The sequence below is a fragment of the Mycolicibacterium elephantis DSM 44368 genome (assembly GCF_004014805.1).
Classification (GTDB): domain Bacteria; phylum Actinomycetota; class Actinomycetes; order Mycobacteriales; family Mycobacteriaceae; genus Mycobacterium; species Mycobacterium elephantis.
The window spans coordinates 56,797-80,425 of sequence record NZ_ATDN01000020.1; the positions used below are offsets into that span (position 1 = coordinate 56,797).

At 66.7% G+C, this 23,629-nt stretch carries 20 protein-coding genes and 1 pseudogene; 8 read left to right on the top strand and 13 right to left on the bottom strand.

What is annotated here, in order from left to right:
* Window positions 1-51: 51 nt before the first annotated feature.
* The 4 genes and pseudogenes from MELE44368_RS15110 to MELE44368_RS15120 form a co-directional block, all read right to left on the bottom strand.
* Window positions 52-300, bottom strand: a pseudogene (locus tag MELE44368_RS15110) (glycosyltransferase); the annotation flags it as partial.
* 128 nt (window positions 301-428) lie between these two features.
* Complete coding sequence (locus MELE44368_RS15115) at window positions 429-1,337, bottom strand: adenylate/guanylate cyclase domain-containing protein (protein WP_241566637.1); 909 nt, start codon at window positions 1,335-1,337, stop codon at window positions 429-431.
* A 12-nt stretch (window positions 1,338-1,349) separates the two neighbouring features.
* Window positions 1,350-1,535, bottom strand: coding sequence for a hypothetical protein (locus MELE44368_RS27130; protein WP_241566638.1), 186 nt, complete (start codon window positions 1,533-1,535; stop codon window positions 1,350-1,352).
* A gap of 305 nt (window positions 1,536-1,840) precedes the next feature.
* Entirely contained in the window at window positions 1,841-3,055 is a 1,215-nt protein-coding gene (locus tag MELE44368_RS15120; RefSeq protein WP_128109290.1) for a CaiB/BaiF CoA transferase family protein, read from the bottom strand.
* Between the two features lie 103 nt (window positions 3,056-3,158).
* Here MELE44368_RS15120 and MELE44368_RS15125 point away from each other — a divergent pair, with 103 nt between their 5' ends.
* Window positions 3,159-4,706, top strand: a complete 1,548-nt coding sequence (locus MELE44368_RS15125) for an aldehyde dehydrogenase family protein (protein WP_128109247.1) — start codon at window positions 3,159-3,161, stop codon at window positions 4,704-4,706.
* Here the strand turns inward: MELE44368_RS15125 and MELE44368_RS15130 are convergent.
* The 5 genes from MELE44368_RS15130 to MELE44368_RS15150 form a co-directional block, all read right to left on the bottom strand.
* Window positions 4,690-5,331, bottom strand: coding sequence for a TetR family transcriptional regulator (locus MELE44368_RS15130; protein WP_128109248.1), 642 nt, complete (start codon window positions 5,329-5,331; stop codon window positions 4,690-4,692). The two genes, MELE44368_RS15125 and MELE44368_RS15130, sit on opposite strands and share 17 nt — an antisense overlap.
* A gap of 3 nt (window positions 5,332-5,334) precedes the next feature.
* A complete protein-coding gene (locus MELE44368_RS15135; protein WP_128109249.1) occupies window positions 5,335-6,543 on the bottom strand; it encodes a cytochrome P450 in 1,209 nt (402 codons plus the stop codon).
* A gap of 255 nt (window positions 6,544-6,798) precedes the next feature.
* Window positions 6,799-8,481 (bottom strand): medium-chain acyl-CoA ligase Mig, encoded by a 1,683-nt coding sequence (locus MELE44368_RS15140; RefSeq protein WP_128109250.1) that lies wholly within the window; start codon window positions 8,479-8,481, stop codon window positions 6,799-6,801.
* An 8-nt stretch (window positions 8,482-8,489) separates the two neighbouring features.
* Window positions 8,490-9,104, bottom strand: coding sequence for a PaaI family thioesterase (locus MELE44368_RS15145; protein ID WP_241566639.1), 615 nt, complete (start codon window positions 9,102-9,104; stop codon window positions 8,490-8,492).
* The gene (locus MELE44368_RS15150) at window positions 9,101-10,150 is read right to left on the bottom strand and encodes an aromatic ring-hydroxylating oxygenase subunit alpha (RefSeq protein ID WP_128109251.1); all 1,050 of its coding nucleotides are present in this window, start codon (window positions 10,148-10,150) and stop codon (window positions 9,101-9,103) included. The genes MELE44368_RS15145 and MELE44368_RS15150 overlap by 4 nt, the downstream gene beginning before the upstream one ends.
* Window positions 10,151-10,335: 185 nt before the next feature.
* Between MELE44368_RS15150 and MELE44368_RS15155 the strand changes: the two genes are divergently transcribed.
* Genes MELE44368_RS15155 through MELE44368_RS15175 form a run of 5 tightly spaced genes read left to right on the top strand, consistent with a single transcriptional unit; the run spans window position 10,336 to window position 15,551 of the window.
* Entirely contained in the window at window positions 10,336-11,961 is a 1,626-nt protein-coding gene (locus tag MELE44368_RS15155; RefSeq protein WP_128109252.1) for a flavin-containing monooxygenase, read from the top strand.
* Complete coding sequence (locus MELE44368_RS15160) at window positions 11,958-13,073, top strand: alpha/beta fold hydrolase (RefSeq protein ID WP_128109253.1); 1,116 nt, start codon at window positions 11,958-11,960, stop codon at window positions 13,071-13,073. Before MELE44368_RS15155 ends, MELE44368_RS15160 begins: the two co-directional genes overlap by 4 nt.
* Window positions 13,070-14,137 carry a phosphotransferase gene (locus MELE44368_RS15165; protein WP_128109254.1) on the top strand — a complete coding sequence of 356 codons (1,068 nt, stop codon included), beginning with the start codon at window positions 13,070-13,072 and terminating at the stop codon, window positions 14,135-14,137. Before MELE44368_RS15160 ends, MELE44368_RS15165 begins: the two co-directional genes overlap by 4 nt.
* Window positions 14,134-14,511 carry a nuclear transport factor 2 family protein gene (locus MELE44368_RS15170; RefSeq protein WP_128109255.1) on the top strand — a complete coding sequence of 126 codons (378 nt, stop codon included), beginning with the start codon at window positions 14,134-14,136 and terminating at the stop codon, window positions 14,509-14,511. The genes MELE44368_RS15165 and MELE44368_RS15170 overlap by 4 nt, the downstream gene beginning before the upstream one ends.
* A gap of 8 nt (window positions 14,512-14,519) precedes the next feature.
* Window positions 14,520-15,551, top strand: a complete 1,032-nt coding sequence (locus MELE44368_RS15175) for a TIGR03857 family LLM class F420-dependent oxidoreductase (RefSeq protein WP_276050814.1) — start codon at window positions 14,520-14,522, stop codon at window positions 15,549-15,551.
* Between the two features lie 56 nt (window positions 15,552-15,607).
* On the opposite strand, the gene MELE44368_RS15180 is transcribed toward MELE44368_RS15175, so the two are convergent.
* A complete protein-coding gene (locus MELE44368_RS15180) occupies window positions 15,608-17,104 on the bottom strand; it encodes an acyl-CoA carboxylase subunit beta (protein ID WP_128109257.1) in 1,497 nt (498 codons plus the stop codon).
* Window positions 17,105-17,189: 85 nt separating this feature from the next.
* Here MELE44368_RS15180 and MELE44368_RS15185 point away from each other — a divergent pair, with 85 nt between their 5' ends.
* Together MELE44368_RS15185 and MELE44368_RS15190 are read left to right on the top strand one after the other, a co-directional pair.
* Window positions 17,190-18,227 (top strand): LLM class F420-dependent oxidoreductase, encoded by a 1,038-nt coding sequence (locus MELE44368_RS15185; protein WP_128109258.1) that lies wholly within the window; start codon window positions 17,190-17,192, stop codon window positions 18,225-18,227.
* A gap of 14 nt (window positions 18,228-18,241) precedes the next feature.
* The gene (locus tag MELE44368_RS15190; protein WP_128109259.1) at window positions 18,242-19,477 is read left to right on the top strand and encodes a cytochrome P450; all 1,236 of its coding nucleotides are present in this window, start codon (window positions 18,242-18,244) and stop codon (window positions 19,475-19,477) included.
* A 9-nt stretch (window positions 19,478-19,486) separates the two neighbouring features.
* Here MELE44368_RS15190 and MELE44368_RS15195 read toward each other — a convergent pair whose 3' ends face one another.
* From MELE44368_RS15195 to MELE44368_RS15205, 3 genes are read right to left on the bottom strand one after another with little or no spacing between them, the layout of a single operon-like run.
* Window positions 19,487-19,678: a YbdD/YjiX family protein gene (locus MELE44368_RS15195; protein WP_128109260.1), complete on the bottom strand. Its 192-nt coding sequence runs from the start codon at window positions 19,676-19,678 to the stop codon at window positions 19,487-19,489.
* Entirely contained in the window at window positions 19,624-21,915 is a 2,292-nt protein-coding gene (locus tag MELE44368_RS15200) for a carbon starvation CstA family protein (protein ID WP_128109261.1), read from the bottom strand. Before MELE44368_RS15200 ends, MELE44368_RS15195 begins: the two co-directional genes overlap by 55 nt.
* Window positions 21,916-21,965: 50 nt before the next feature.
* Window positions 21,966-23,537: an ATP-dependent DNA ligase gene (locus tag MELE44368_RS15205; RefSeq protein WP_128109262.1), complete on the bottom strand. Its 1,572-nt coding sequence runs from the start codon at window positions 23,535-23,537 to the stop codon at window positions 21,966-21,968.
* Window positions 23,538-23,629: the final 92 nt, after the last annotated feature.

The window sequence follows — 23,629 nt, forward strand, 5'->3', positions numbered from 1 at the left end:
CGACACGCCGAGGAAGCCCGCGATTTCACGCACGCTCGCGGCGGCTGGATGTCACTTGCCGTCAGTAACGGCAAGCACGCGTTGCTCGAACAGATCGGCGCCGCGAGCCGCTCCGCCGGTCGCTGCGAAGCCTTCTGCGACGCGTTTGGCACCCTCGGTCATGGTCAGCGCTTCATGAAGCTTCGCGCGCAAGCGGGATACGGACAACTTCTTGGCCGGTAGGCGCGTGCCACAGCGTGCGACTTCCACTCGCCGGGCGACCTCGAACTGATCGCGCCCATACGGCACTACACACACCGGCGTCGATGTCGTGGCGCTGAGGGAGGCGGCGAATTGAGAAAGCACTTCGTCACTGGGCGGGTCTATCCAGTGCGCATCCTCGAGAACGAATACGGTGCGCGTCGGTCGGACCAGCACCGCCTGCGCCATCACCTCGGCCAGCCGCCTGCGCCTGCCGTCAATGCTGACAGGAAGCGGCTCCGCACCCGTTTCGGCGATCCCATCACCTCGAACAACATCTGAGCATCAAGCGACTGCGCCGACAGCAATCCCTTGTACTGCGCTGCGGTGCGTTCCCGGGCGTCTGCACCGCTGAGGCCGTCGACCCGGAACATTGCGCGCAATATCCGTGAGAGTGCGCCGAAGGCAAGCGTTGTGGTGTGCGCCTCGCACCGGGCGATCACAACATCGGCACCCTCACTGGCGGCCAGCGCGGTGAACTCCGCGACGAGCCGGCTCTTGCCGAGACCCGGATCGCCGACGATCGCAACGCTACTGCCATTCTGGGCGTCGAAAACGGTCCGCAGCCAATTCATCTCGGCATCGCGACCTAGCATCACGCCTTCGTTGCGACCGACGACCTTCTTGTCAGGCTCCACCGCCAGGAGGCGCCGCGCCTTCACCGGACCGGTGTCACCCTTGGCCACCACCTCCTCGACGGGACCTAGATCGGCGACATCTTCGACGAGCGCAGCGGTGGCGTGCGAGCACAGCACTCCGCTCGGAGGCGCGGCGGCTTCCATACGTTGTGCCAGGCCGACCGGATGGCCGATGGCGGTGTATCTGCCCGGGCCCGCCCCGATCTCTCCCGCGATCACCTCACCCGAATTCAGGCCGACACGAAGCTGCAAATCGAGCCCGTCAGTTCGGCGGACTTCCTCGGCCAAGCCCTTGGTGACGGCCTGTATCTCCAAAGCGGCGATGCAGGCGCGCAGCGCGTGATCCTCGAGCGCGAGCGGGGCGCCGAAGAGGGCCATCAAGCCGTCGCCGGTGAACTTGTCGACTGTGCCCTGGTAACGCTGGACCACTGCGGCGGCCCGATTGAACAACTCGTTCATGAGTTCTCGGAGTCATTCGGGGTCGAGGGCCGATGCGAGCTTCATCGACTCGACAACGTCAGTGAACAAAACGGTGACTTGTTTGCGTTCCCCGGCCTCGGCCGGCGCCGACACCCGTGCACCGCATTCATCGCAGAAACGAGCTTTGATTCTCAGCTCGTTCCCGCATGTCCCAGAGCGATCGGCGACCTCGGTCACCGGACGATCATGGCCCGTTTCTCCTCCCCTCAGAGATCACCATGATCACTCAAGACGAGGTGTTGCGTCGGGTTTTTCGAGATTGATCTTGCCAGGTCAGCGGTGTATCGAGGGCATGGTGCCCGATTTCTGCGGCAGGGCTGTGATCGATCGAAAATCGCGACCACCCGGCAGAAATCGAGGCACAAGCAGTCCGCCACGCTGAAACGTGACAGCCGCAAACGCCCGCGGCGATCGAACGTGCGCATTGTCTGCCTGACTCGCGGCGTGTCGGCCTCAAACACGCACGTTCGCGCAGATGGGGGTTAGGCGATGGCGCCCTTTTCCTTCAGCGCCTCGATGCGGTCCCAGTCCATGCCGATATCCATCAGCACCAGCTCGGTGTGCTCGCTGGCCTGGGGAGCGCGCGTCGTCTCCAGCGGCTCGTGGTTGAACTGCACCGGGCCGCGGACGACCTTGAACGGCTTGCCGCCGTCGGCCGGCTCGACCTCGACGATCATGTCGTTGGCGAGCGCCTGATCGTCGGTGGCGAGGTCGAGGAAGCTCTGGAACGGCGCCCACTGGCCCTTCATGGTCTTCAGGCGCTGACGCCAGTACTCGAAGGGCTTGCTGCGGATCTTCTCCCGAATCAATTCCGCTGCGGCCTCGGCGTTTTCGATCAGCGGCATGACGTCGTTGAAGCGGGGATCGTCGGCGAGGTCCGGCAATTCGAGGTGTTCGAACGCATCGCGGATGTAGCCGGTCGGGCTGACGATGCACAGGTTGATCGTGCCGCCGTCGGAGGTCAGGTAGTTGGCCATGAACGGGTTCACGCTCGGACCTGTCGCATCCGGCATCAGCGAGCGCATGGTCTCGCCGGTCTCCATGCCCTGCGTCACGCTGGCCCCGCCCGCCCACCAGGCGGTGCTCAGCAGTGAGACGTCGAGTTCGACGGCCTCACCCGTGCGCAGTCGGTGAAACAGTGCGGCCGAGATCCCGCCGACGATGTTCATGCCGCCGATCGAGTCGCCGAAGGCCGGAATGCCCTGCGACAACGCACCGCCGAGCTCCTCGGGCGTCAGGGCGTGCCCGACCCCGCTGCGCGTCCAGAACGCGGTGCCGTCGAACCCGCCGACGTCGCGTTCGGGTCCCTTGTCCCCGTATGCGCTGCCACGCGCGTAGATGATGTCCGGGTTCGCCGCGCGAATGTGCTCGACATCGAACTTGTTCTTCTGCCGTTGCGCAGGAAGGTAATTGGTGAGGAAGACGTCGGAGGTTTTGGCGATCTCGTAGAGCACCTCCTGACCCTCGGGCGTCGACACGTCGATCCCGACGCTGCGCTTTCCGCGGTTGGGGTGCTCGATCAGGGGATGGCGGTCGGGATCGAGTTGGAAACCGCCCATGTTGATGAATCCGCGCTGGGTGTCGCCGCGGACCGGGTGCTCGACCTTGATGACGTCGGCGCCCCAGTCGGCGAGGATCGCCCCCGCCGCCGGAACGAACGTGAACTGTGCGACCTCGAGGACGCGCACGCCCTCCATGACCTTGACCAAATCGGCTCCTCGTACTGACGTCCGCTGTTGAATAAACCTACTGTAAGCATTACAGTTAGTCGTCCCGCAAAAGTGATTCTACTGAGGTGCCGTGAGCGACGTCGACGAACGGATCGAGACCATCATCGACGTCGGCGAGCGCGCGGCGCGACGGGCCGAGCCGCGGATGCTCATCGACGGACAGCTCGTGTCGTCCGCATCGCACTTCGACAACTTCAGCCCGGCCACCGGCCGACTGTTGGGGAGCACGGCTGCCGCCGACGCCGAAGACATGGACCGCGCGATCGTTGCCGCCCGTCGCGCCTTCGACGAAACAGACTGGGCCACCAACCGGCGGCTGCGTGCGCGGTGCCTCGATCAGCTGCAGTCAGCGATCGAAGCCGACCAGGAGGAGCTGCGCGAAGAGCTGATCGCCGAGGTCGGTTGCCCGGTGATGACAACGCAGTCCGCGCAACTCGACTGGCCGCTGGCGGACGCCCTGCGTTATCCCGCCCGGCTGATGCTCGACTTTGAATGGGAGCGCACCCTCGAGGGCGGTGGCCTGTTCGGTGAGCGCAATGTGCGCACCGTGATCAAGGAGCCGGTCGGCGTCGTCGCCGCGATCACGCCGTCCAACTTCCCGATCGAGGTGATCCTCAACAAGCTCGGACCCGCGTTGGCGACCGGAAACACCGTCGTGCTCAAGCCCGATCCGAACACGCCGTGGAACGCCACCCGGCTGGGCCGGCTCATCGCCGAGCACACCGACATCCCGCCCGGTGTCGTCAACGTGGTGCCCACACCGTCCAACGACGTCGCCGGACTGCTCGGCACCGATCCTCGCGTCGACATGATCTCGTTCACCGGCTCCACCGGGGTCGGCAAGCTGCTCATGCGGCAGGGCGCTGACACCATGAAGCGGATGTTCCTGGAACTCGGTGGCAAATCCGTGTCGATCGTGCTCGACGACGCCCCGGCGGCCGCGATCGTCGGATCGGCGATCGGGGTGTGTGTGCACGCCGGGCAGGCGTGTGCGGCCACGACGCGCATGCTGGTGCACCGGTCGCGCTACGACGACGCCGTCGCGAGCATCACCGCGGCCTATCAGGCGGTGCCCGTTGGGGATCCGGTCAGCTCCGATACGTTGGTGGGCCCGGTGATCAGCGGCGCGCAGAAGAAGCGGGTGCTCGACGCGATCGAGCAGGCCCGCTCCGACGGTGCCGAAATCACCACGGGCGGTGGGCTTGTGGCGAATCTGCCCGAGTATCTGGCGGGCGGCCACTACGTGGCGCCCACGGTGATCGTCGGTGTCGGCAACGACGCGGCGATCGCACAGCGGGAGGTGTTCGGCCCGGTGCTGGTGGTGCTGCCGTTCGACGACGACGAGGAGGCGGTGCGGATCGCCAACGACAGCGCTTACGGGCTGGCCGGTGCGGTTTCGTCGCGCTCTTTGGAGCGCGGAATGGCGATCGCCCGTCGCATCCGTACCGGTTCGTTCGGCGTCAACGGCGGCATGTTCTACGGAGCGGATGCACCGTTCGGCGGCTTCAAGAACAGCGGTGTCGGCAGGCAGTGCGGCGTCGAGGGTTTCGAGCAATACCTCGAGCCGAAGACGGTGGCCCACCGCACGCCGAAGACGAGCGCTACGCCGCCGCGATGACTGCCTCGGCGTGGTCGAGGATGCTGTCGAGGATATAGCCGAAGTCGATGTCGTCGGCGAATCCGATGTAGCGGCCGCCGTCGGCGCGTTGGGCGGGGAAGCCCTCGGTTCGTTCCTGGAGCCGTTCGAGAACCACCGAGCCCCGGATGTGTACCGAGATCGCGCCGTACGTCTCGGCGGCCTGCTCCGCGCTGAGCCCCGCTTCGACGAGCACCCCGATCGGCTGCGCGAGCTTCTGCAGCGCAGCGTGCATGGCGCGCTGTCCGTACTGTCCCCGGATCAACACCAGATCGCAGAGGATCGGATCCGCACGGAACCGCCGCCGCATCGTCAATGCGTGTTCGCGCAACGACTCTCGCCAATTCGACGCGGCGATGGTCGGCACGGTGAACTCGAATTCCTCCAGCGCCCTGTCCGCCATCGCGTCGAGCAGATCGTCCTTGCGCCGGAAATACCAGTAGATGCTCGTCACACCCACGCCCAGGTGTTTTGCCAACTGCGGCATGCTCAAGTTGTCGATCGACACCTCGGCAGCGAGTTCGAAAGCGCCGTTGATGATTTCGTCAGCGCTGATCGATCCGCGATCCCGTCGCTTTCTGGCGGGCGCTGATGCGGTGTTGGCCACGAATCAGCCCGCGGCGTCGAACGTCACCGGGAGTGCCGTGGGTGAGCGGAAGGGCTGGCCTGCGATATAGGGGTTGTCGTCGGTGACCAGTTCGATGTTGGTCAGTCGATCCAGCAGGCATTCCAGCGCGACCCGGGTCTCCATTCGCGCCAGATGCAGCCCCATGCAGGTGTGCTCGCCCGCCGCGAACGAGATGTGCGGCACGCGTTCGCGGAAGATGTCGAATTCTTCGGAGCGTTCCCAACGGTTCTCGTCACGGTTCGCCGAGCCGATGCACACGTCGATGACCGCACCCTGCGGGATCTCGACTCCCTCGAGTTCGGTCGCCTCGGTGGCGTAGCGCTGCACGGTGGTCAGCGGTGTCTCGAACCGCAGTCCTTCTTCGATGGCGGCGCCGATGAGCTCACGGTTCTGCTGTACCGCGGTGAACTGCTCGGGGTGGGTGAACAGCAGGTACAGCAGGTTTCCCGACGACCGGTAGGTGGTTTCCAGGCCGGCGGGCAGCAGCAGCCGAAGGAACGAGAAGATCGCTTCGTCGGTGAGCTTTTCGCCGTCGATCTCTGCGGTGACCAGATCGCCGATGATGTCTTCGGTCGGCTTGGACCGACGCTTGTCGATCTGGGTGAGGAAGTAGTCCTTGAGCGCGGCGGAGGCCTCGAAGGCGCGCTTGTAGTTGACGTGGTAGCTGATGAGCTCGACGGCTCGTTTGCGGAACCAGGGCAGGTCATCCTCGGGCAGCCCCAACAACTTGGTGATGACCCGGGTGGGGAACTCGAACGTGAAATCGCGCACCAGGTCGGCGTGCCCGTTGTCGATGAATTCGTCGATCAGCCCGGTGACGACGGGCCGAACGATCTCGGGCTCCCAGCGTGCCAACGACTTGGATTTGAACGCCGAGGACACCAGATTGCGGTGGTCCCAGTGCTTCTTGCCCTCCATCGCCAGGATCGTCGGGCCGATGAACAGGCCGATGGTGTTGTCGTAGATGTGTGAATTGAACGCCTTGCCGTCGCGGAACACCCGGTTGACCGCGGCAAAAGACACTGCGGCGTAGAGGTTTTCCGGCATGGCCTCCGGCGCCTTGGACCAGTCCATGACGCTGCCCTTGAACACACCGCTGGTTTCCCGCCGCTTCCGCGCGAACAGGGGATAGGGATCGCGCAGCAGGTCGAAGGTCTCATCGACCGTGACATCCTGTACGGGGCTATCCACGGCTGATCTCCCTCGTCTGGTTCGGACAGGTAACCCGCATGGGTACTGTAAAGCTTACAGTATAGGTCTGCACAACGATAGATGCAGGTCCTCAGAGCTGGGCGTCGCTGCGCGCGACGACAGCGCTGGGTCTGCTGATGGCGCGTAACCGAACCCGGCGCCGGCTCAATCGCTCGACACCCGCGAAATAGCATTCCAGGCTGTCATCCGGGCGAAATCACAACCCGGAATGCTATTTCGGCCTGAGCGACGGGTTCAGGCCTCGCTGGTCGCCTGCTCGCGGGCCCATCGGTAGTCGGCCTTGCCTGCGGGACTGCGCTCGATCGACGGCCGAAACACGACCGCCTTCGGCAGCTTGTAGCGCGCGATCGACTGGGCGGCGTGTTCGATGAGCTCGTCGGCGTCGGCGCTGGCGCCCTCGACGAGCGCGACCACGGCGACGACCTCCTGGCCCCACCGCTCGCTGGGCCGGCCCGACACCACGACGTCGGCCACCGCGGGGTGTGACAGCACCGCCGTCTCGACCTCCTCGGCGAAGATCTTCTCGCCGCCGGAGTTGATGGTCACCGAGTCGCGGCCGAGCAGTTCGATCCCGCCGTCGGCGAGATGACGTGCGCGGTCGCCGGGGATCGAGTAACGCACGCCGTCGATCACCGGAAACGTCTTGGCGGTCTTTTCGGCGTCACCCTTGTAACCCAATGGCACATAACCACGTTGGGCAAGCCAGCCGATGCCGTCATGACCCGGGTCGAGGATCTTGCTGAGGTCTTCTGCCGCGACGAAGGTGTCCGGACCCGCGTTGAACTTGCCGGTCGACACCGCGCCCGGGGCCGACATGTGGTTCATCTGAATGCCGGTCTCCGAGGACCCGACGCCGTCCATCACGATCAGGCCGGGTTTGACATCGATGAGGCGCTGCTTGCCGGTGGGGGTGAGCAGTGCGCCGCCGTTGGCCACCACGGCCATCGAGGACAGGTCGGCCGAGCTGCGTTCGATGGCGTCGGCGAGGGGCCGGGCCATGGCGTCGCCGACCACCTGCACCGCGAGCACCTTCTCCTTCTCGATGATGCGCACGACCTCGTCGGGGTCGAAATGTGCCGGTGTCGTGGGGAACACCACGGCCTGGCCGGTGGACAGCGCGGTCATCACCGCCCACTGCGCGGCCCCGTGCATCAACGGCGGCAGCGTGAAGATCTTGGTGCCCGGGTTCTCCGCGACACGCCTGGCGATCTGGTCATAGGACGTGGTGAGTTCGCCGGTGGCCATGTTGCGCCCGCCGAACGACGTCATGAAGATGTCGTGCTGGCGCCACAGCACGCCCTTCGGCATGCCCGTGGTGCCGCCGGTGTAGAGCACGTAGAGGTCATCGGGCGAGGGCTCGACCGGCGGCGGCGCGGCCGCGCCCGACGCCACGATCGACTCGTAGTCGACGGCGCCGTGGACGAGGTCGTTGCCGGAGTCGTCGGCGATCTGGATGAGCACGCGCAGGTTCGGAAGGTTCGGCAGCACCTCGGCGACCCGGGGCGCGAACGCCGCGTGGTAGATCAGCGCGGTCGCGCCGGAGTCGGCCAGCAGATAGTGCAGTTCGTTCTTGACGTAGCGGTAGTTGACGTTGAACGGCGCGACCCGGGCGCGCCAGGAGCCGAGCATCCCCTCGACGTACTCGGGCCCGTTGTACGCGTAGATGCCCAGCAGATCCTGGCCCACCTCGTGCCCCTGCAATTCCGAGCGTTCGGTGTGACAGCCCAGCCCGCGGGTGTGCAGATAGGCGGCGAGGCGGTTGGCGCGTTCGACCACCTGCGCATAGGTGTAGCGCCGGTCGCCCTGGATGATGAACTCCCGGTCGCCGATCGCCGCGGCGACGGTGTCGGCGACGGCGGGAACGGTGAACTGCGGTGCGGAGCCGGTCTCCGCGGACTCAACGAGCGAATCGGACATCATGCCTCTCAGGGCTGGTGGGGGAGCAACTTGATCATCAGACCATTGGCCTCGGATAGTACGTTGCCGTCGACGTCGCTCATCGCCGCCCTGACGTACAGCTTTCGCCCGTCGACCGAGTCGATCCATGCCCGCGCCGTCAGCGGCACGTCGATGGGCGTGACCTGCCGGTAGTCGACGTGCAGGTAGGCGGTGCGGCTGTCGGGCCTGCCCGCCGCGGAGACGAGCAGGCCGAAGTGAAAGTCGTAGAACAGCGGTATCACCCCGCCGTGCACGGCGTTGTTGCCGCCGACGTGGTAGCGGGTGAAGTGGCCCCGCATCGTCACCGCGTCCGGGCTCGACTCGGCCACCGTCCACGGCGGCGCCATCGGGTGGCCGTGACCGGGCAGGTTCTGCGCCCTGCCGACGGGAGAGACCCAGGCGGGCGCCGAGTGGCCCTCCAGCCGGGCGCAGACGTCCTCGAGCAGCGCCGCCGTGTCATCCCACACCGAAGCCTCCGGGTCGGCCGCCACGACGGTGTCCTGTAACCGCCGCATCGCCGTCATGAACCGGGCCAGCTCTGGGCCCGCGACCGTCGGCTGGACCCTGGCGAACTCCTGGATGTGTTCCTCGGTGTCGGTCACGTGCTCTGCTTCCGTCGCGCGGTTGACACGGACGCCGGCGCGTCGCCGGGCTGGGTGGCGGGCACCTCGTAGAACTGCGTCGCCCACTTCCGCATCGCCATGTACGGTTTGGCGTCGGTCTTCGACAGCGCGGGTTTCTCGATGTACTCCTGATAGCGCCAGATCTCGAGGTCGTCCCACACCGTGCCCATGAACTGCCGTTCGACCTTCTGGCGCACCTCCTCGGGCGGAACGTCAGAGGTGTCCCCCGGCAACCGCGGCCACCAGATCGAATAGAACATGTCCGAGTAGCCGTCCTCGACCGGCGTGCACGCGAAGATCAGCCGGTGGTTCGAGGACCCCTCGAACGCGCTGATCGCGAAGCCCAGCCCCGACAGATGGCTGTGGATGTAGAGCGCCATCTTGTCCGGGTCGTCGCTGGCGGCGTCGGGCCAGCCTGTCAGGAACCGCCACTCTTCGTCGACGATTTCCCAGTTCAGGCACACCGGCGTGACGGTGGCGCGATGGACGTAGTGGAAGTGCGCGCTGTCCGGGCCGTTCTCGGCGACGATCTGCGGGTGCACGGGCTCGTGCTCGGCGCGCTGGGAGAACTCGGGGTAGGGGCGGTAGTACGCGTCCGGCTCGGTCGGGAATTGCGGGAACTTGTGCAACAGGTCGGGCATCTCCCACTGCGGTTCCTTGCCGTCGGGCTGATGCCAGGCGAACACGCAGCCGTACTGCTCGATGACCGGATAGACGCGCAGACGCAACGCCTTGTTGGGGCGGTCGGGCTGGTAGGGGATGTAGCGGTTGGTGCCGTCGGGTCCCCAGCGCCAGCCGTGGAAGGGGCATTCGACGCAGTCGCCCACGACCTTGCCACCGTGGCCGATGTGTGCGCCGAGATGGCGACAGTGTGCCGACAGGACATGCAGCTCACCGGATTCGTCCCGGTAGGCGACCAGGTCGTCGCCGAAGTACCGCAGCGGGCGCACCTCTCCCTGCGGGAACTCCGCCGACCAGCCGATCATGAACCAGCCGGTGACCTTCCAGGTGAACGGAACCTTCACGCGTACGCCTCCTGTCCCGGAAGAAGTTATTGAAGGAGCTTACTGTATACCTTTCGGCAATGGCCGGCGAGGTTGCACTCCACGCCTGTTCCCCCGATCGTCATTTCCGCCATTGGCCAGCCGGCCCAGTGCTAATACTGTAATAGTTACAGTAACTCCGCTGCGCTACGTGAGGTGCCATCTCAGTGACCACATCCAACTCGGTCGACTACGACGCGATCGTCATCGGCGCGGGATTCTCCGGCCTGTACGCGTTGCACCGCCTGCGCGAGCTGGGAGTGCGCACGGTGGTGTTGGAGAAAGCCGAGAACGTCGGGGGCACTTGGCTGTTCAACAGGTATCCGGGTGCCCGTTGCGACATCGAGAGCATCGAGTACTCCTACAGCTTCTCCGAGGAGATCCAGCAGGAGTGGGTGTGGACCGAGACGATGCCCGCCCAACCCGAGATCGAGGCGTATCTGAACTTCGTCGCCGACCGCCTCGATCTTCGGCGCGACATCGAGTTCAACACCCAGGTCGTCGCCATGCGCTTCGACGACGACGCCGCCGCGTGGACCGTCGAGACGCAGACGGGCCAGACCCTGGTCGCGCGATACGTCGTCGCCGCTTCCGGAATCCTGTCGGTGCCGCTGGACCCGGACTTCCCGGGTATGGAGTCGTTTGGCGGGATGTCGCTGTTCACCGGCTGCTGGCCGAAGGAGGACGTCGACCTGGCCGGTAAGCGGGTGGGCGTGATCGGGACGGGATCGACCGGCGTGCAACTGATTCCGGTGGTGGCGCAACAGGTCGACCAGCTGTACGTGTCCCAGCGCTCACCGGCTTACACGCTGCCGTGGACCGTAAGGGCGTTCGAGCCGGGTGAACTCGACGAGATGAAGGCCAATTACGCGCAGATCCGCGCCGCGCAGCGCGAACATCCCGTCGGCGCCGCACGCCTGTCGGCCTTCTCGGTGATGTTCGACATGATCACCAAGCCGCCGATCAAGTCGGCCTCGCGTGAGGAGAAGCTTCGTGCCGTCGAAGAACACGGTGTCATGGGCGCGCTCAGCTGGGGTGACGTGTTCTTCGACATCGAGGCCAACCGGATGGCCGCCGAACTCTACGGTGAGGCCGTCGCACGCATCGTCAAGGACCCCGAGACGGCCGCCGCGCTGACACCCAGCCATCCGTTCGGGTGCAAGCGGCCGATCATCGACCAGGGTTACTACGACACGTTCAACCGCGACAACGTGACGCTGGTCGACCTGCGCAAAGACCCGGTGGTGGAGATCACGCCGACGGGCATCCGTACCGAACACGGGCACCATGACCTCGATGTGATCATCTACGCCACCGGATTCGACGCGATGACCGGTGCCCTGAGCCGCATCGACGTCCGCGGCCGCGACGGGTTGTCGCTGGCGCAGTTCTGGCAGACCGAGGGCCCGTTCACCTATCTCGGGCTGGCCGTTGCAGGGTTTCCCAACCTGTTCATCGTGCAGGCGCCGGGAAGTCCTTCGGCGGCGACCAACTTCGTGGCGGCGTTGGAACAGCACGTGGAGTGGATCGGCGACTGCATCGCCTATCTGCGCGACCACGAGTACCGCACCATCGAAGCACTGCCCGACGCCCAACGCGAATGGATCGAGCACACCAGCGAACTCGTGGCGCCGACGGTGTTGGTCCACCCGTCGTGCAACTCGTGGTACAACGGCGGCAACGTGCCCGGCAAGAAGCGGATGTACATGGGGTACACGGCCGGGATTCCGGAGTACCGGCGGCGCTGTGACGAGATCGCAGCCGCCGGTTACACCGGGTTCAAGCTTTCATGAAGGCGACCGAGCGCGCGTACCGCATCGGGCGGGACTTCGCGGGGGCGGTGCCGCGCGCATATGCCGCGGTCGCGGGCACCGGCGAGAGGATGCCGTTGTCCCGCAGCGCCGCCCGGCAACTCGGTGAGGTCGTGCTCGACGAACTCGCGTTGTCGGGAATGACACTGACCGCGCCGCCGCCGAGGCAGGAGCGCACGGTCGAGTCCTGCGCTGCGGCAGCAGGCGAGCTGACCGCACTGGGCACGGCCGGTGTGCACGTCGAGCCGGATGAGCTGCGGCCGACGACGATCCGGCGACGCCGATTCGGCCGGTCCCGCTACGAGCAGGTGATGTTCGAGCATGATCCGCACCTGCCTGCCTCGCTGGCCGCCGAGGGATTCGGCGGCTCGGCCAACGCGGTGGTCCATCTGTGCCGAAGCAGCGACGAGCCGCGGCCGTGGCTGGTGTGGGTGCACGGGGCCGGTCAAGGGCAGCCGATCGACCTGCTGTTCTCCCGGGCCCGGCGGCTGCAGGAGCAGCTGGGGTACAACATCGCGTTACCGGTGCAGCCCGGGTGCGGGGTCCGGCGTGACCGGTGGCCGACGTATCCGAACATGGATCCGCTGAACAACCTGGCGGGCATGATCCGGGTGGTGTCGGAGGTGCGGGCGGTGATTCGTTGGTTACGGCCACAGGCGAGTGCCCTTGCGGTGTCGGGGGTTTCGATGGGTAGCCCGGTGGCGGGCATGGTCGCCCATCTCGAAGAGGTCGACGCAGTCGCCGTCTACACACCGATCTTCGGGCTCAACGCGATGATCGCCGCGCACCTGGGGCGGTGGGGGCCGTCGGTGCACGACACGATCGACTTGTTGCGGTCCGAGCCCGTCGAGCGGGTGATGTCGGTCGTCGACTACCAGGCCGTCGCGCCCACACCGCCGCCCGAGCGCCGGCTGATCGTCGGGGCGTGGCACGACCAGATGGCGCTCCGGGAACCGGCCGAGCGACTGCACGAGCGGTGGGGCGGCGAACTGTACTGGCATCGGGGCAGCCACGTCGGCCATCTGTTCGCGGGCGGCGTGCAGCGTGCGTCGGAGCGGCTGTTGACGTCGGTCAGCGGGAAGGGTGTGCGATGACGGCGAGCACGGCCGCGGTGCCGGGTGGCATCGACGAAGTGGACGCGGGCTGGCTCACCGAGGCGTTTCGGGTCGACGCGGGCATCGACGGGGCGACCGTCGACGACGTCCGTGCCGAGCAGATCGCGATGGACAGCGGCTTCTCGTCGCTGCTGTACCGACTGCACCTGACCGGCCGCGGGGTGCCCGCGACCGTGATCGCGAAGCTTCCTGCGGTGTCGGAGGCGCGCGGCGCGATGGACCTGCTGGGCGGGTATCGACGCGAGGTGTGCTTCTACCGCGACGTGGCCGGCCGCGCTCCGATGGACACCCCGCGGGTGTACACCGCCCGGATGGCCGGTGACGGCGTCGATTTCGTGCTCCTGCTCGAGGACCTCTCGGACTGGGAGAACGCCGACCACCTGGCGGGGCTGACGATGGAGCGGGCTCGCACCTGCATCGAGCAACTGGCGGGCCTGCACGTGTGGTCGCGCAAATCCGCTGTCCTGGCGAAGTTTCCCAGCATCGACACCTCGGTCGCGCGGGACCTGCTGTTGCCGGCGTTCGGGCCCGGCTGGGAGATCTACCTCGCGCACACCTCGGAGAACGTGCCGGCGGCGGTGGCGGCATTCGCCGAACGCTTCGCCGAACGCGCGGTCGCGGCGCTGTCCGTGCTCACCGAGCGGGACATGTTGCTGCACGGCGACATCCGCGCCGACAACCTGTTCTTCTCCGGCGACCGGATCAAGGTGGTGGACTTCCAGTTCACCGCTCGGGGCGCGGGCGCGGCCGACGTGGCCTATCTGGTCACGCAGGGCCTGCCGACCGCGGTCCGGGAGGGTCATGACGAGGCACTGTTGCGTGAGTACCTCGACCACATGGCCGCGCACGGAACCGTCGATTACGGATTCGACGACGCGTGGCGGCACTATCGGTTCGCGGCCGTGTACCTGATGGTGCTGCCGGTCATCACGCTGAACGGATGGGGCGCACTGCCGGAACGGTCCCGGCGCTTGTGCCTGACACTCACCGATCGGGCGGTCGCCGCGATCGAGTCGATCGACGCCCTGGAGGTGTTCTCATGAGCCGGTCCGCCCGCGAGGTGGTGGAGTTGTACAACCTCGTGGCCTGGAACAAGGCGGATTTCGCACTGGCCGACGAACTGTTGGGCGAGACGGTGATCCGTCACGAGGTCGGCGAACCGGCGCACGTGTTGACCCATGAACAGGCCGTGCGCCGGGTGGTCGACATGTGGGAGGCGGCGGAAAGCATCCGTTTCGACCTCAACCTCGTGGTGGCCGGCGACGACGGAGAGCACGTCGCGATCGCCTACCAGTCGCCGATCAAGATGAAGGACGGCACGGAGACGACGATCGGCAGTATGGAAGTCTTTCGGGTGGTCGACGGCAGGATCGTCGAGGTGTGGAACTGCGGCTACAAACAAGGAGTCTGGGCGTGACGGACAGGATGCTCGACGAACTGGGTTACTACCTGTTGGCGGGTGCCGGAGGTGAGGGGCCGGCCACGCTGATGGACGAGGCGCGCCGCGGCGAGGAACTCGGGTTCGGCACCGCGTTCATCTCCGAACGGTGGAACGTCAAGGAGGCCTCGTCGCTCGTCGGTGCGGCCTGCGCGGTCACGTCGCGCATGCAGATCGCCACGGCGGCAACGAATCACAACACACGCCATCCGCTGATCACCGGTTCGTGGGCGACCACGATGCACCGGCTGTCGAAAGGACGGTTCACGCTGGGCATCGGCCGCGGGGTGGCGGCGATGTACAGCGCGTTCGGCATCCCGTCCGTGACCACCGCGCAGATGGAGGACTTCGCCCAGGTCATGCGTCGGCTCTGGAACGGCGAGGTGATCTTCAACCACGACGGGCCGATCGGCAAGTATCAGGTGCTGTTCCTGGACCCGGACTTCCGCGAGGACATCCGCCTGGCGATCGTGGCGTTCGGCCCGCAGACGCTGGCGCTGGGCGGACGGGCGTTCGACGACGTTATCCTGCACACCTACTTCACGCCGGAGACGCTGCAGCGCGCGGTCAAGACGGTCAAGGATGCCGCCGAGCAGGCCGGCCGCGACCCGTCGAGCGTGCGGGTGTGGTCGTGCTTCGCCACGGTCGGCGACCACCTGCCCGAGGAGCTACGGCTGAAGAAGACCGTCGCGCGGCTGGCGACCTACCTGCAGGGTTACGGTGATCTTCTGGTCAAGACCAACGGCTGGGATCCGGCGGTGCTGCAACGTTTCCGCGACGATCCCGTGGTTCAGTCCATTCCGGGCGGTATCGACCACAAGGCGTCCGCCGAGCAGATCGAGCACATCGCGACGTTGATCCCCGACGAATGGCTCGAGCCCTCGGCAACCGGGTCGCCGCAGCAGTGCGTGGACCGGGTGCGCGAAGAGTTCGACTACGGGGCCGACGCGGTCATCATGCACGGCGCCACACCGGACGAACTCGAACCGATCGTCGCGGCCTACCGCGCGTCGCAATGAGGGATTTCGGTGCGCAAACGATCGCTGAGCGATGGTTAGCGCACCGAAATCACCGATTACGGAGTGATGACCGTGCGGGTGACCGGTTCCGGGGCGGCCTGGCGGCTGTAGATCGCTCGCTGCAGCGCCGACAACAGCGCGTCGCGCGTCTCCTCGGGGTGGATCAGCTCGTCGAACCCCAGGTGGCTCGCCGAGCGGAACGACGCCTCGACCTCCATCTTGCGCAAACGGGCCTCGACGTCCTCGGCGGCGTGAGAAGCCTTGCTCAACGCCGCGGCGCTCATCGCCCCCATGGTGGCGCCGGGATAGGCGAACGTCGCGCTCTGGTTGTCAAATCCCAACAGCGACATCACCATCGAGCCGAAACCGTAGGCCTTGCGCAACGTGACGTGCAACTTGATGGTCGTCGCCGCCGTCTGCGCGGCGAACATCCGGGCACCGCTGCGCAGCACGCCGCTCCTCTCTGAGCGGCTTCCCGGCAGCATCCCGGGGTTGTCGGCGAGGAAGACGACCGGAAGGTGGAACGAGTCGGCCACCGTGATGAAATGGGCCGCCTTGTCCGCGGCGTCGGCGTCGATCGAGCCGGCGAGCACCTGCGGCTGGTTCGCCACGACCGCGACAGGGTGACCGCCCAAATGCGCCAGCGCGCAGATGATCGCGGGCCCGAACTTCGGCTGTACCTCGAACCAGTCCGGGCGGTCGAACACCACGTCGAGGACCCGACGCATGTCGTACACGCGGCGGTTGCCCCGAGGCACGATGTCGAGCAGTTCGGCGGTGGCGCGCGGTGCGGCCGCCTCGTCGGCGGGCAGCGGTTCGGGATATGACCACGCGCTGGCGGGGAAGTACGACAGGTAGCGGCGGATGTCGTCGAGGAGGGCTTCGTCGTCGTCGGCGACATTGTGGATGACACCGCTGGCGAGCGCGACCGCCGGCCCGCCCAGGTCCTCCTTCGAGATCTCTTCGCCCGTCGACTCTTTCACGACCGGAGGCCCCGCGGTGAAGATGGCGCCCTGATGGCTCATGATCGTCCAGTCGCAGACCGGGGCGACGAGCGCGCCGTGGCCCGCGGAGGGGCCCAGCAGGCCGGCGACCGTCGGCACCTTGCCGGAGCATTGCGCCTGGGCGAGCAGGTCGGTCGGCGTGCGGCCGTAGTGCTCGCCGCTGGGCCGGAAACCCGCCCCCTCGAGCAGCATCACCAGCGGCACCTTGTCCCGCAACGCCAACTCCGCCAACCGATAACGCTTGGCGTTTCCACCGGGGCCGATGCTGCCGGCCAGCGTCGTGAAATCCTCGGCGCCGATCATCACCGGCTTGCCGTCGATCAGCCCGGAACCGGCCACGATGCCGTCGGCGGCGATGTCACCGCCGACCAGCGTGCCGAATTCGCGGAAGGTGCCCTTGTCGACCAGATACTCGACCCGGGCCCGCGCGTCGAGCTTGCCTTTGCCGTGGTGCTTGGCGAGCCGGTCCGTGCCACCCATGGCGTACGCGTGCTGACGCCGCCGGCAGAGCTCGCCGAGCGTGTCGTCCCAGTCCTCAGCCTTGGTCATGCACAACTCCTGTCGTCCACGGCGATCGTCGCACCGGGATGTTCACGTTGACCATACTGAATTGCTTACTGTAGCGTCTACGACCATGGGTGATGGCGCCGGCCTCGCGGTCGACGGGGCCGTTTCCAGCCGACTGGCCGACGTCGCGACCGCGGCCGGCACGCTCGAACGACGAGGCTATGACTGTTGCTGGACAGCCGAAGTCAACCACGACCCGTTCCTGCCACTGGTGCTGGCCGCCGAACACACGACGCGGATCCAGCTCGGCACGAGCATCGCGGTCGCGTTCGCGCGCAGCCCCATGACCGTGGCCAACGTCGGCTGGGATCTGCAGGACTACTCGCAAGGCCGCCTCATGCTCGGGCTCGGTTCGCAGGTGCAGGCGCACATCGAGAAGCGGTTCAGCATGCCGTGGAGCCGGCCGGTGGCGCGGATGAGGGAGTTCGTGCTGGCGCTGCACGCGATCTGGGAATGCTGGCGCGACGGCACCAGGCTGCAGTTCGAGGGCGACTTCTACACCCACAAGCTGATGACGCCGATGTTCACCCCCGAGGCCCACTCCTACCCGTTTCCGAAGGTGTTCATCGCGGCCGTCGGTGAGGCGATGACCGAGATGTGCGGCGAGGTCGCCGACGGGGTGCTGGCGCACGCGTTCACCACCAAACGCTACTTCGAAGAGGTGACCATCCCGGCGCTGCAGCGCGGCATGGCGCGCTCCGGCCGCAGCCGCGGCGACTTTCAGGTGAGCGCACCGGTTTTCGTCGTCACCGGCTCGGATGAGGCAGAGGTCGCCGTGAACGCGGTGGGCACCCGCAAACAGATCGCGTTCTACGGTTCGACCCCGGCCTACCGCAAGGTGCTCGCGCTCCACGGCTGGGACGACCTGCACACCGAACTGCACCGGCTGAGCCGCCAGGGGGAGTGGGACACCATGGGCGCGCTGATCGATGATGAGGTGCTGGAGACCTTTGCGGTCGTCGCCCCGATCAGCGAGGTAGCCAAGGCGATTCGGGAACGGTGCGACGGCGTGATCGATCGGGTCCTGGTCGGGTTCCCTCGTTCGATCGGGGAAGAGACCGTCAGCGAAGTGCTTGCGGAACTGCGCGGCCGGCAGAGTCAGTGAGCGAGGAGTCATCCATGAATGCGCGCGTCGTCGACGACAACGCCAAGGTGTTCGCCACCCCGACGGCCTACGCCGATGAGGTGAAACTTCATGAGGCGCTGACCCGCCTGCGCTGCGAGGCCCCCGTGTCGTGGGTCGACGTGCCGAATTACCGTCCGTTCTGGGCGATCACCAAACACGCCGACATCATGGACATCGAGCGGGACAACGAACTGTTCACCAACTCCCCGCGCCCGGTGCTGGTGACGGCGGAGGCCGACGAACAACAGGCGGCGATCGGCGTTCGCACGCTCATCCACATGGACGACCCGGAACATCGGGTGATGCGGGCGATCGGAGCGGACTGGTTCCGGCCGAAGGCCATGCGCGCGTTGAAGGTTCGCGTGGACGAGCTCGCCAGGGTCCATGTCGACAAGATGATGGAGCTCGGCCCCGAGTGCGACTTCGTCCAGCAGGTCGCGGTCAACTTTCCGCTCTACGTCATCATGTCGCTGTTGGGGGTGCCCGAGTCGGACTTCCCGCTCATGCTCAAACTCACCCAGGAGCTGTTTGGCAGCGACGACGACGAATTCAAGCGCGGCACCGAGCAGGCCGAGCAGATGTCGGCGTTGCTGGAGATGTTCGAGTACTTCACCGCGCTGACCAAGGCGCGTCGGGAGCATCCCACCGAGGATCTGGCCTCCGCGATCGCCAACGCCACGGTCGACGGCGAACCGCTGTCCGACATCGCGACCATGTCCTACTACGCGATCGTCGCCGCCGCCGGCCACGACACCACGAGCGCCACCATCTCAGGAGGGATGCTCGCGCTGATCGAAAACCCCGATCAGCAGGCCAGGCTGCGAGACGATCTCAGCCTCATGCCGCTGGCGACCGAAGAGATGATCCGCTGGGTGACCCCGGTCAAGGCGTTCATGCGCACCGCCGCCGAGGACACGACGGTGCGCGGCGTGCCGATCGCCGCGGGCGAATCTGTTCTGCTGTCCTACGTTTCGGGCAACCGCGACGAGGACGTGTTCGGGGATCCGTTCCGCTTCGACGTGACGCGCGACCCCAACAAGCACGTCGCGTTCGGTTACGGAGTGCACTTCTGCCTCGGCGCGGCGTTGGCGCGCATGGAGGTGAACAGCTTCTTCACCGAACTGCTGCCGCGGCTGCGTTCAGTCGAACTCGCCGGCGCACCCGAATACGTTGCGACGACGTTCGTCGGCGGGCTCAAGCACCTGCCGCTGCGCTATTCGATGACGTAGTCCTCGCGGCTAGCAGCAGCGTGCGCCCGGGTTCGCGTCGGCGGCCGCGTGGCGCATCCGCCAGTAGTCGCGTTCGGAGAGCATCGGCTCACCGGGATGGGTGCGTGTGCGATGTTCGACGTAGCGCTGGTAATGGGTGTCACCCATCAATGTGCCCCAGTACCAACCGATTTTGCGGACGACTTCGATAACGCGTCCCATTGCTTCTGCACCTCCTTCTCATGCTTGGTGGCGATGAGCCCGGACGGGGCGAAGATCCGCGACGGCACCGGCTCGTCCTCGGTCGTCGGCGGCGCGGCACCGCGCAGCGCCCGCCACACCATGATCACCCCGGCGATGAACACGATGACGACCACCAGAGCGAAGACGATCGAGAGCGTGCCCTGGATGAACGTGTTGCGGACGACGTCGCTGATCTGGCCGGGGTTCTTCGCCGCGCCGAAGGACTGCAGGCCCTGCTCCTGGGCCGCGCGGTAGGCGAAGTGCTGGGTCCAGTAGCCGACCTTGGAGTCGCCGGAGAAGATCTTCTGCCACGACGCCGTCAACGTGATCACGAGGTCCCACAACAGCGGAACACCCGGTACCCACGCCCATTTCAGAAGGCCCTTCTTGATCACCACCACGGTGACCACCGTCAGCGCGATCGCCGCGAGCAACTGGTTGGCGATGCCGAACAGCGGGAAAAGCGTGTTGATTCCACCCAACGGGTCGGTCACGCCCATCAACAGGATGCTGCCCCAGGCGGCGACGACGATGATACTGCAGATCCACGCGCCCACACGCCAACTCGGGTCCTTCAGCCTGCGCAGCGGACCACCGAGGTTGCTCACGCCGTCGGACAGCATGAAGCGTGCCACTCGGGTGCCCGCGTCGACGGTGGTGAGAATGAACAGGGCCTCGAACATGATCGCGAAGTGGTACCAGAAGGCCTTGAACGCGTCCCCGCCGAACACCTTGCTGAGCACCTCGGACATCCCGAACGCCAACGTGGGGGCGCCGCCGGTCCTGGACACGATGGTCTCCTCGCCGACGTCCTTGGCGGCCTGGGCGATCTGCTCCGCGGTGATCGGTTCGCCGCCGATCGGCAGCGAATTGACATATGCCGCCGCGGTTTCCGCGGTGCCACCCGTCGACGCGACGGGGGCGTTGATCGCGAAGTACAGGTGAGGGTTGAGGATCGCCGCGGTGATCAGCGCCATGATCGCGACGAACGACTCGGTCATCATCCCGCCGTAGCCGATCAACCGCATCTGGCTTTCCTTCTCCAGCAGCTTCGGCGTGGTGCCCGACGCGATCAACGAGTGAAAGCCCGACAGCGCACCGCAGGCGATCGTGATGAACAGGAACGGGAACAACGATCCGGCGAACACCGGGCCCGTGCCGCTGGCCGCGAAGTTGGAGACCGCGGGAGCTTCCATGATCGGCCGGGCCAGCAGGATGCCGACGGCGAGCAGGGCGATGGTACCGACCTTCATGAAGGTGGACAGGTAGTCGCGGGGAGCCAGCAAGAGCCACACCGGTAGCACCGATGCGGCGAAGCCGTAGATGATCAGGCACCACGACAGGACCACCGGGGACAGATTGAACCAGCTTGCACCCCAACTTGTTTCGGCTACCCAGTTGCCGGAGATGACCGCGAGCAACAGCAGCGCGACGCCTATCAACGACACTTCCGACACCCGCCCGGGACGCAGGAAGCGCAGGTAGACGCCCATGAACAGCGCGATCGGGATGGTCATCGCGATCGAGAACACACCCCACGGGCTCTGTGCCAGCGCCTGCACCACGACGAGGGCCAGGACCGCGAGCAGGATCACCATGATGACGAGGACCCCGACGATCGCGGCGAGCCCGCCGACCGCGCCGAGTTCGTCGCGGGCCATCTGGCCCAGGGAGCGGCCCCGCCTGCGGGTCGAGATCGAAAGCACCAGGAAGTCCTGGACGCATCCGGCGAACACCGCGCCGATGATGATCCAGATGGTGCCGGGCAGATACCCCATCTGCATGGCCAGCACCGGTCCGACAAGCGGTCCCGCGCCGGCGATCGCCGCGAAGTGGTGTCCGAACAACACACGCCGGTCGGTCGGCATGTAGTCGGTGTTGTTCTGGAAGATCTCGGCGGGAGTGGCGTTGTCGTCGCGCGGCCGGACCACCTTCATCTCGATCAGCCGCGCATAGAACCGAAAACCGATCACATAGGTGCAGATCGCCGCGATCACGAACCACACCGCGTTGACCGTCTCGCCACGGAAGAACGCGATCACGGCCCAGGCGATGGCGCCGAGGACCGCGATGACGCCGAAGACGATCCGGTGTGTGGCGGTGATCGGGGACCGGTCGATGATCGCTACCGGAGGCAAATCCTTGTCGGTGCGGATATAGGTGACGTCGCCTCTGGTTTCCTCGATCCGGTCGGATTCGGTGGTGGGAGATGCCATGCCCGCGATCCTTTCACCGGCCGCCCGGACGGTGTGCCAAAACGACGGCTTTAGCTCCCGCGCTGGTAGAAGTCGCGAACCGTGTCGATGGTGTCGGCCTCGGCGGGGCTCTTGTCGTCGCGGTAGCGCAGCACCCGGGCGAACCGCAGCGCCATGCCGCCGGGATACCGCGACGAGGTCTGCACCCCGTCGAACGCGATCTCGACGACCTGTTCGGGGCGCACCTTGACGACATGCCCGTCTGTGGGGCCGGTATCCGATGTCGTCGCCTGCGCGGCTCCGACGGCCAGTTCCAGGAACCGGGCGGTCTGCCACTCGAGCATCGCGTCCGTCATGCCCTTGAAGGTCTTTCCGAGCATGACGAACCCGCCCGACTCGGGGTCGCGCGCGCCGAGGTGGATGTTGGACAGCTTGCCGGTGCGACGGCCCGAGCCCCACTCCACCGCGAGCACCACCAGATCGAGCGTGTGCACGGGTTTGACCTTGAGCCAGCCCGCGCCGCGGCGGCCGGCCTCGTACGGCGCCGTCGGCGACTTCGCCATGACGCCTTCATGACCCGCGGCCAGCGTCACCTCGAGGAACCGCTGGGCGGCCCCGACGTCGTCGGTGACGAGGCGGTCCACCCGCTGGATGTCGGGGACGATGGCATCCAGCGCCGAGATGCGCTCGCTGGTCGGGTGGTCCAGCAGGTCGACGCCGTCGAGGTGCAGCACATCGAAGACGAACACCGACAGCGGCTGGGCGGTGCGGGCCGCCTCGATGTCGACCGAGCGTCCGAACCGAGAAGCGGTGACCTGAAACCGGTGCGGACGGTTGTCTGCTCGCAGCGCGATCGCCTCGGCGTCGGCGATCAGGTCGGTCACCGGCCATGCCAGCGCGGCGTCGACCACCTCGGGTAGGCGTGCGGTGACATCGTCGAGGCTGCGGGTGTAGATCGACACGGCATCGCCGGAACGGTGGATCTGGACCCGTGCACCGTCGAGCTTGGCTTCGAAAACAGCTGTGCCGCTGAGTCGTTCGAGCGCATCGCCGACCCCGGTTGCGGTCTGTGCCAGCATCGGCCCGACCGGTCGGCCGACCTGGAGGGTGAACTGTGCCAGCCCCGGCTCACCGTCCGTCAGCGCAGCGGCGGCGACGGCGGGCAGTGCACCGCCGAGCATGGCGGCGCGTCGCACCGCGGCCGGCGGGACCCCTGCGGCCTTGGCCACCGCGTCGGCCATCACCCCGATCAGCGCGCCCTGGCGTAGCTCACCGCTGAGCAACCGGCGCAAGAAGGTCTGCTCGGCGTCGGTGGCCCGGCCGAACAGGTCGGCGAGCAAGCCGGCCCGTCGCGCTTGGGAACCCTTGCCGGCCACCTGCCCGATCTCGGTGAACCGCGCGTCGACCTCCAGCACTGTCAGCGACGGTTCTGCCGCCGGGGCAGGCACCGAACGCAGTGCTGCCCAGCCGACGCCGATCTGGCGTTGCGGTAGTTCACCGGACAACCAGGAGACGACGATCGCCACCAGGGCGGGATCATCGGCGGCCAGCCGCAGCAGGTCGGCGATCCGGGCGATCTTGGCCAGCCGCGACGAGGAGGCGCCCACTTCGGCCGACGCGGCGGCGACGTCACGCAAGTCCACCAGACCAGCCTGGCACGGCGGCGACCGTGCGAGCGTGCGAGAACTCGCGTCAGTTCCCGGCGTGTCGCCCGCAGACACGCACGCTCGCCGGG

Bases quoted from the DNA above. Each gene is read 5' to 3' on its own strand.
- MELE44368_RS15180 (WP_128109257.1), bottom strand. From the start codon at position 17,104: ATGACCAAGGCTGAGGACTGGGACGACACGCTCGGCGAGCTCTGCCGG.
- MELE44368_RS15185 (WP_128109258.1), top strand. From the start codon at position 17,190: ATGGGTGATGGCGCCGGCCTCGCGGTCGACGGGGCCGTTTCCAGCCGA.
- MELE44368_RS15165 (WP_128109254.1), top strand. From the start codon at position 13,070: ATGACGGCGAGCACGGCCGCGGTGCCGGGTGGCATCGACGAAGTGGAC.
- MELE44368_RS15140 (WP_128109250.1), bottom strand. From the start codon at position 8,481: ATGTCCGATTCGCTCGTTGAGTCCGCGGAGACCGGCTCCGCACCGCAG.
- MELE44368_RS15120 (WP_128109290.1), bottom strand. From the start codon at position 3,055: ATGGAGGGCGTGCGCGTCCTCGAGGTCGCACAGTTCACGTTCGTTCCG.
- MELE44368_RS15175 (WP_276050814.1), top strand. From the start codon at position 14,520: ATGCTCGACGAACTGGGTTACTACCTGTTGGCGGGTGCCGGAGGTGAG.
- MELE44368_RS15170 (WP_128109255.1), top strand. From the start codon at position 14,134: ATGAGCCGGTCCGCCCGCGAGGTGGTGGAGTTGTACAACCTCGTGGCC.
- MELE44368_RS15195 (WP_128109260.1), bottom strand. From the start codon at position 19,678: ATGGGACGCGTTATCGAAGTCGTCCGCAAAATCGGTTGGTACTGGGGC.
- MELE44368_RS15160 (WP_128109253.1), top strand. From the start codon at position 11,958: ATGAAGGCGACCGAGCGCGCGTACCGCATCGGGCGGGACTTCGCGGGG.
- MELE44368_RS15200 (WP_128109261.1), bottom strand. From the start codon at position 21,915: ATGGCATCTCCCACCACCGAATCCGACCGGATCGAGGAAACCAGAGGC.
- MELE44368_RS15190 (WP_128109259.1), top strand. From the start codon at position 18,242: ATGAATGCGCGCGTCGTCGACGACAACGCCAAGGTGTTCGCCACCCCG.
- MELE44368_RS15115 (WP_241566637.1), bottom strand. From the start codon at position 1,337: ATGAACGAGTTGTTCAATCGGGCCGCCGCAGTGGTCCAGCGTTACCAG.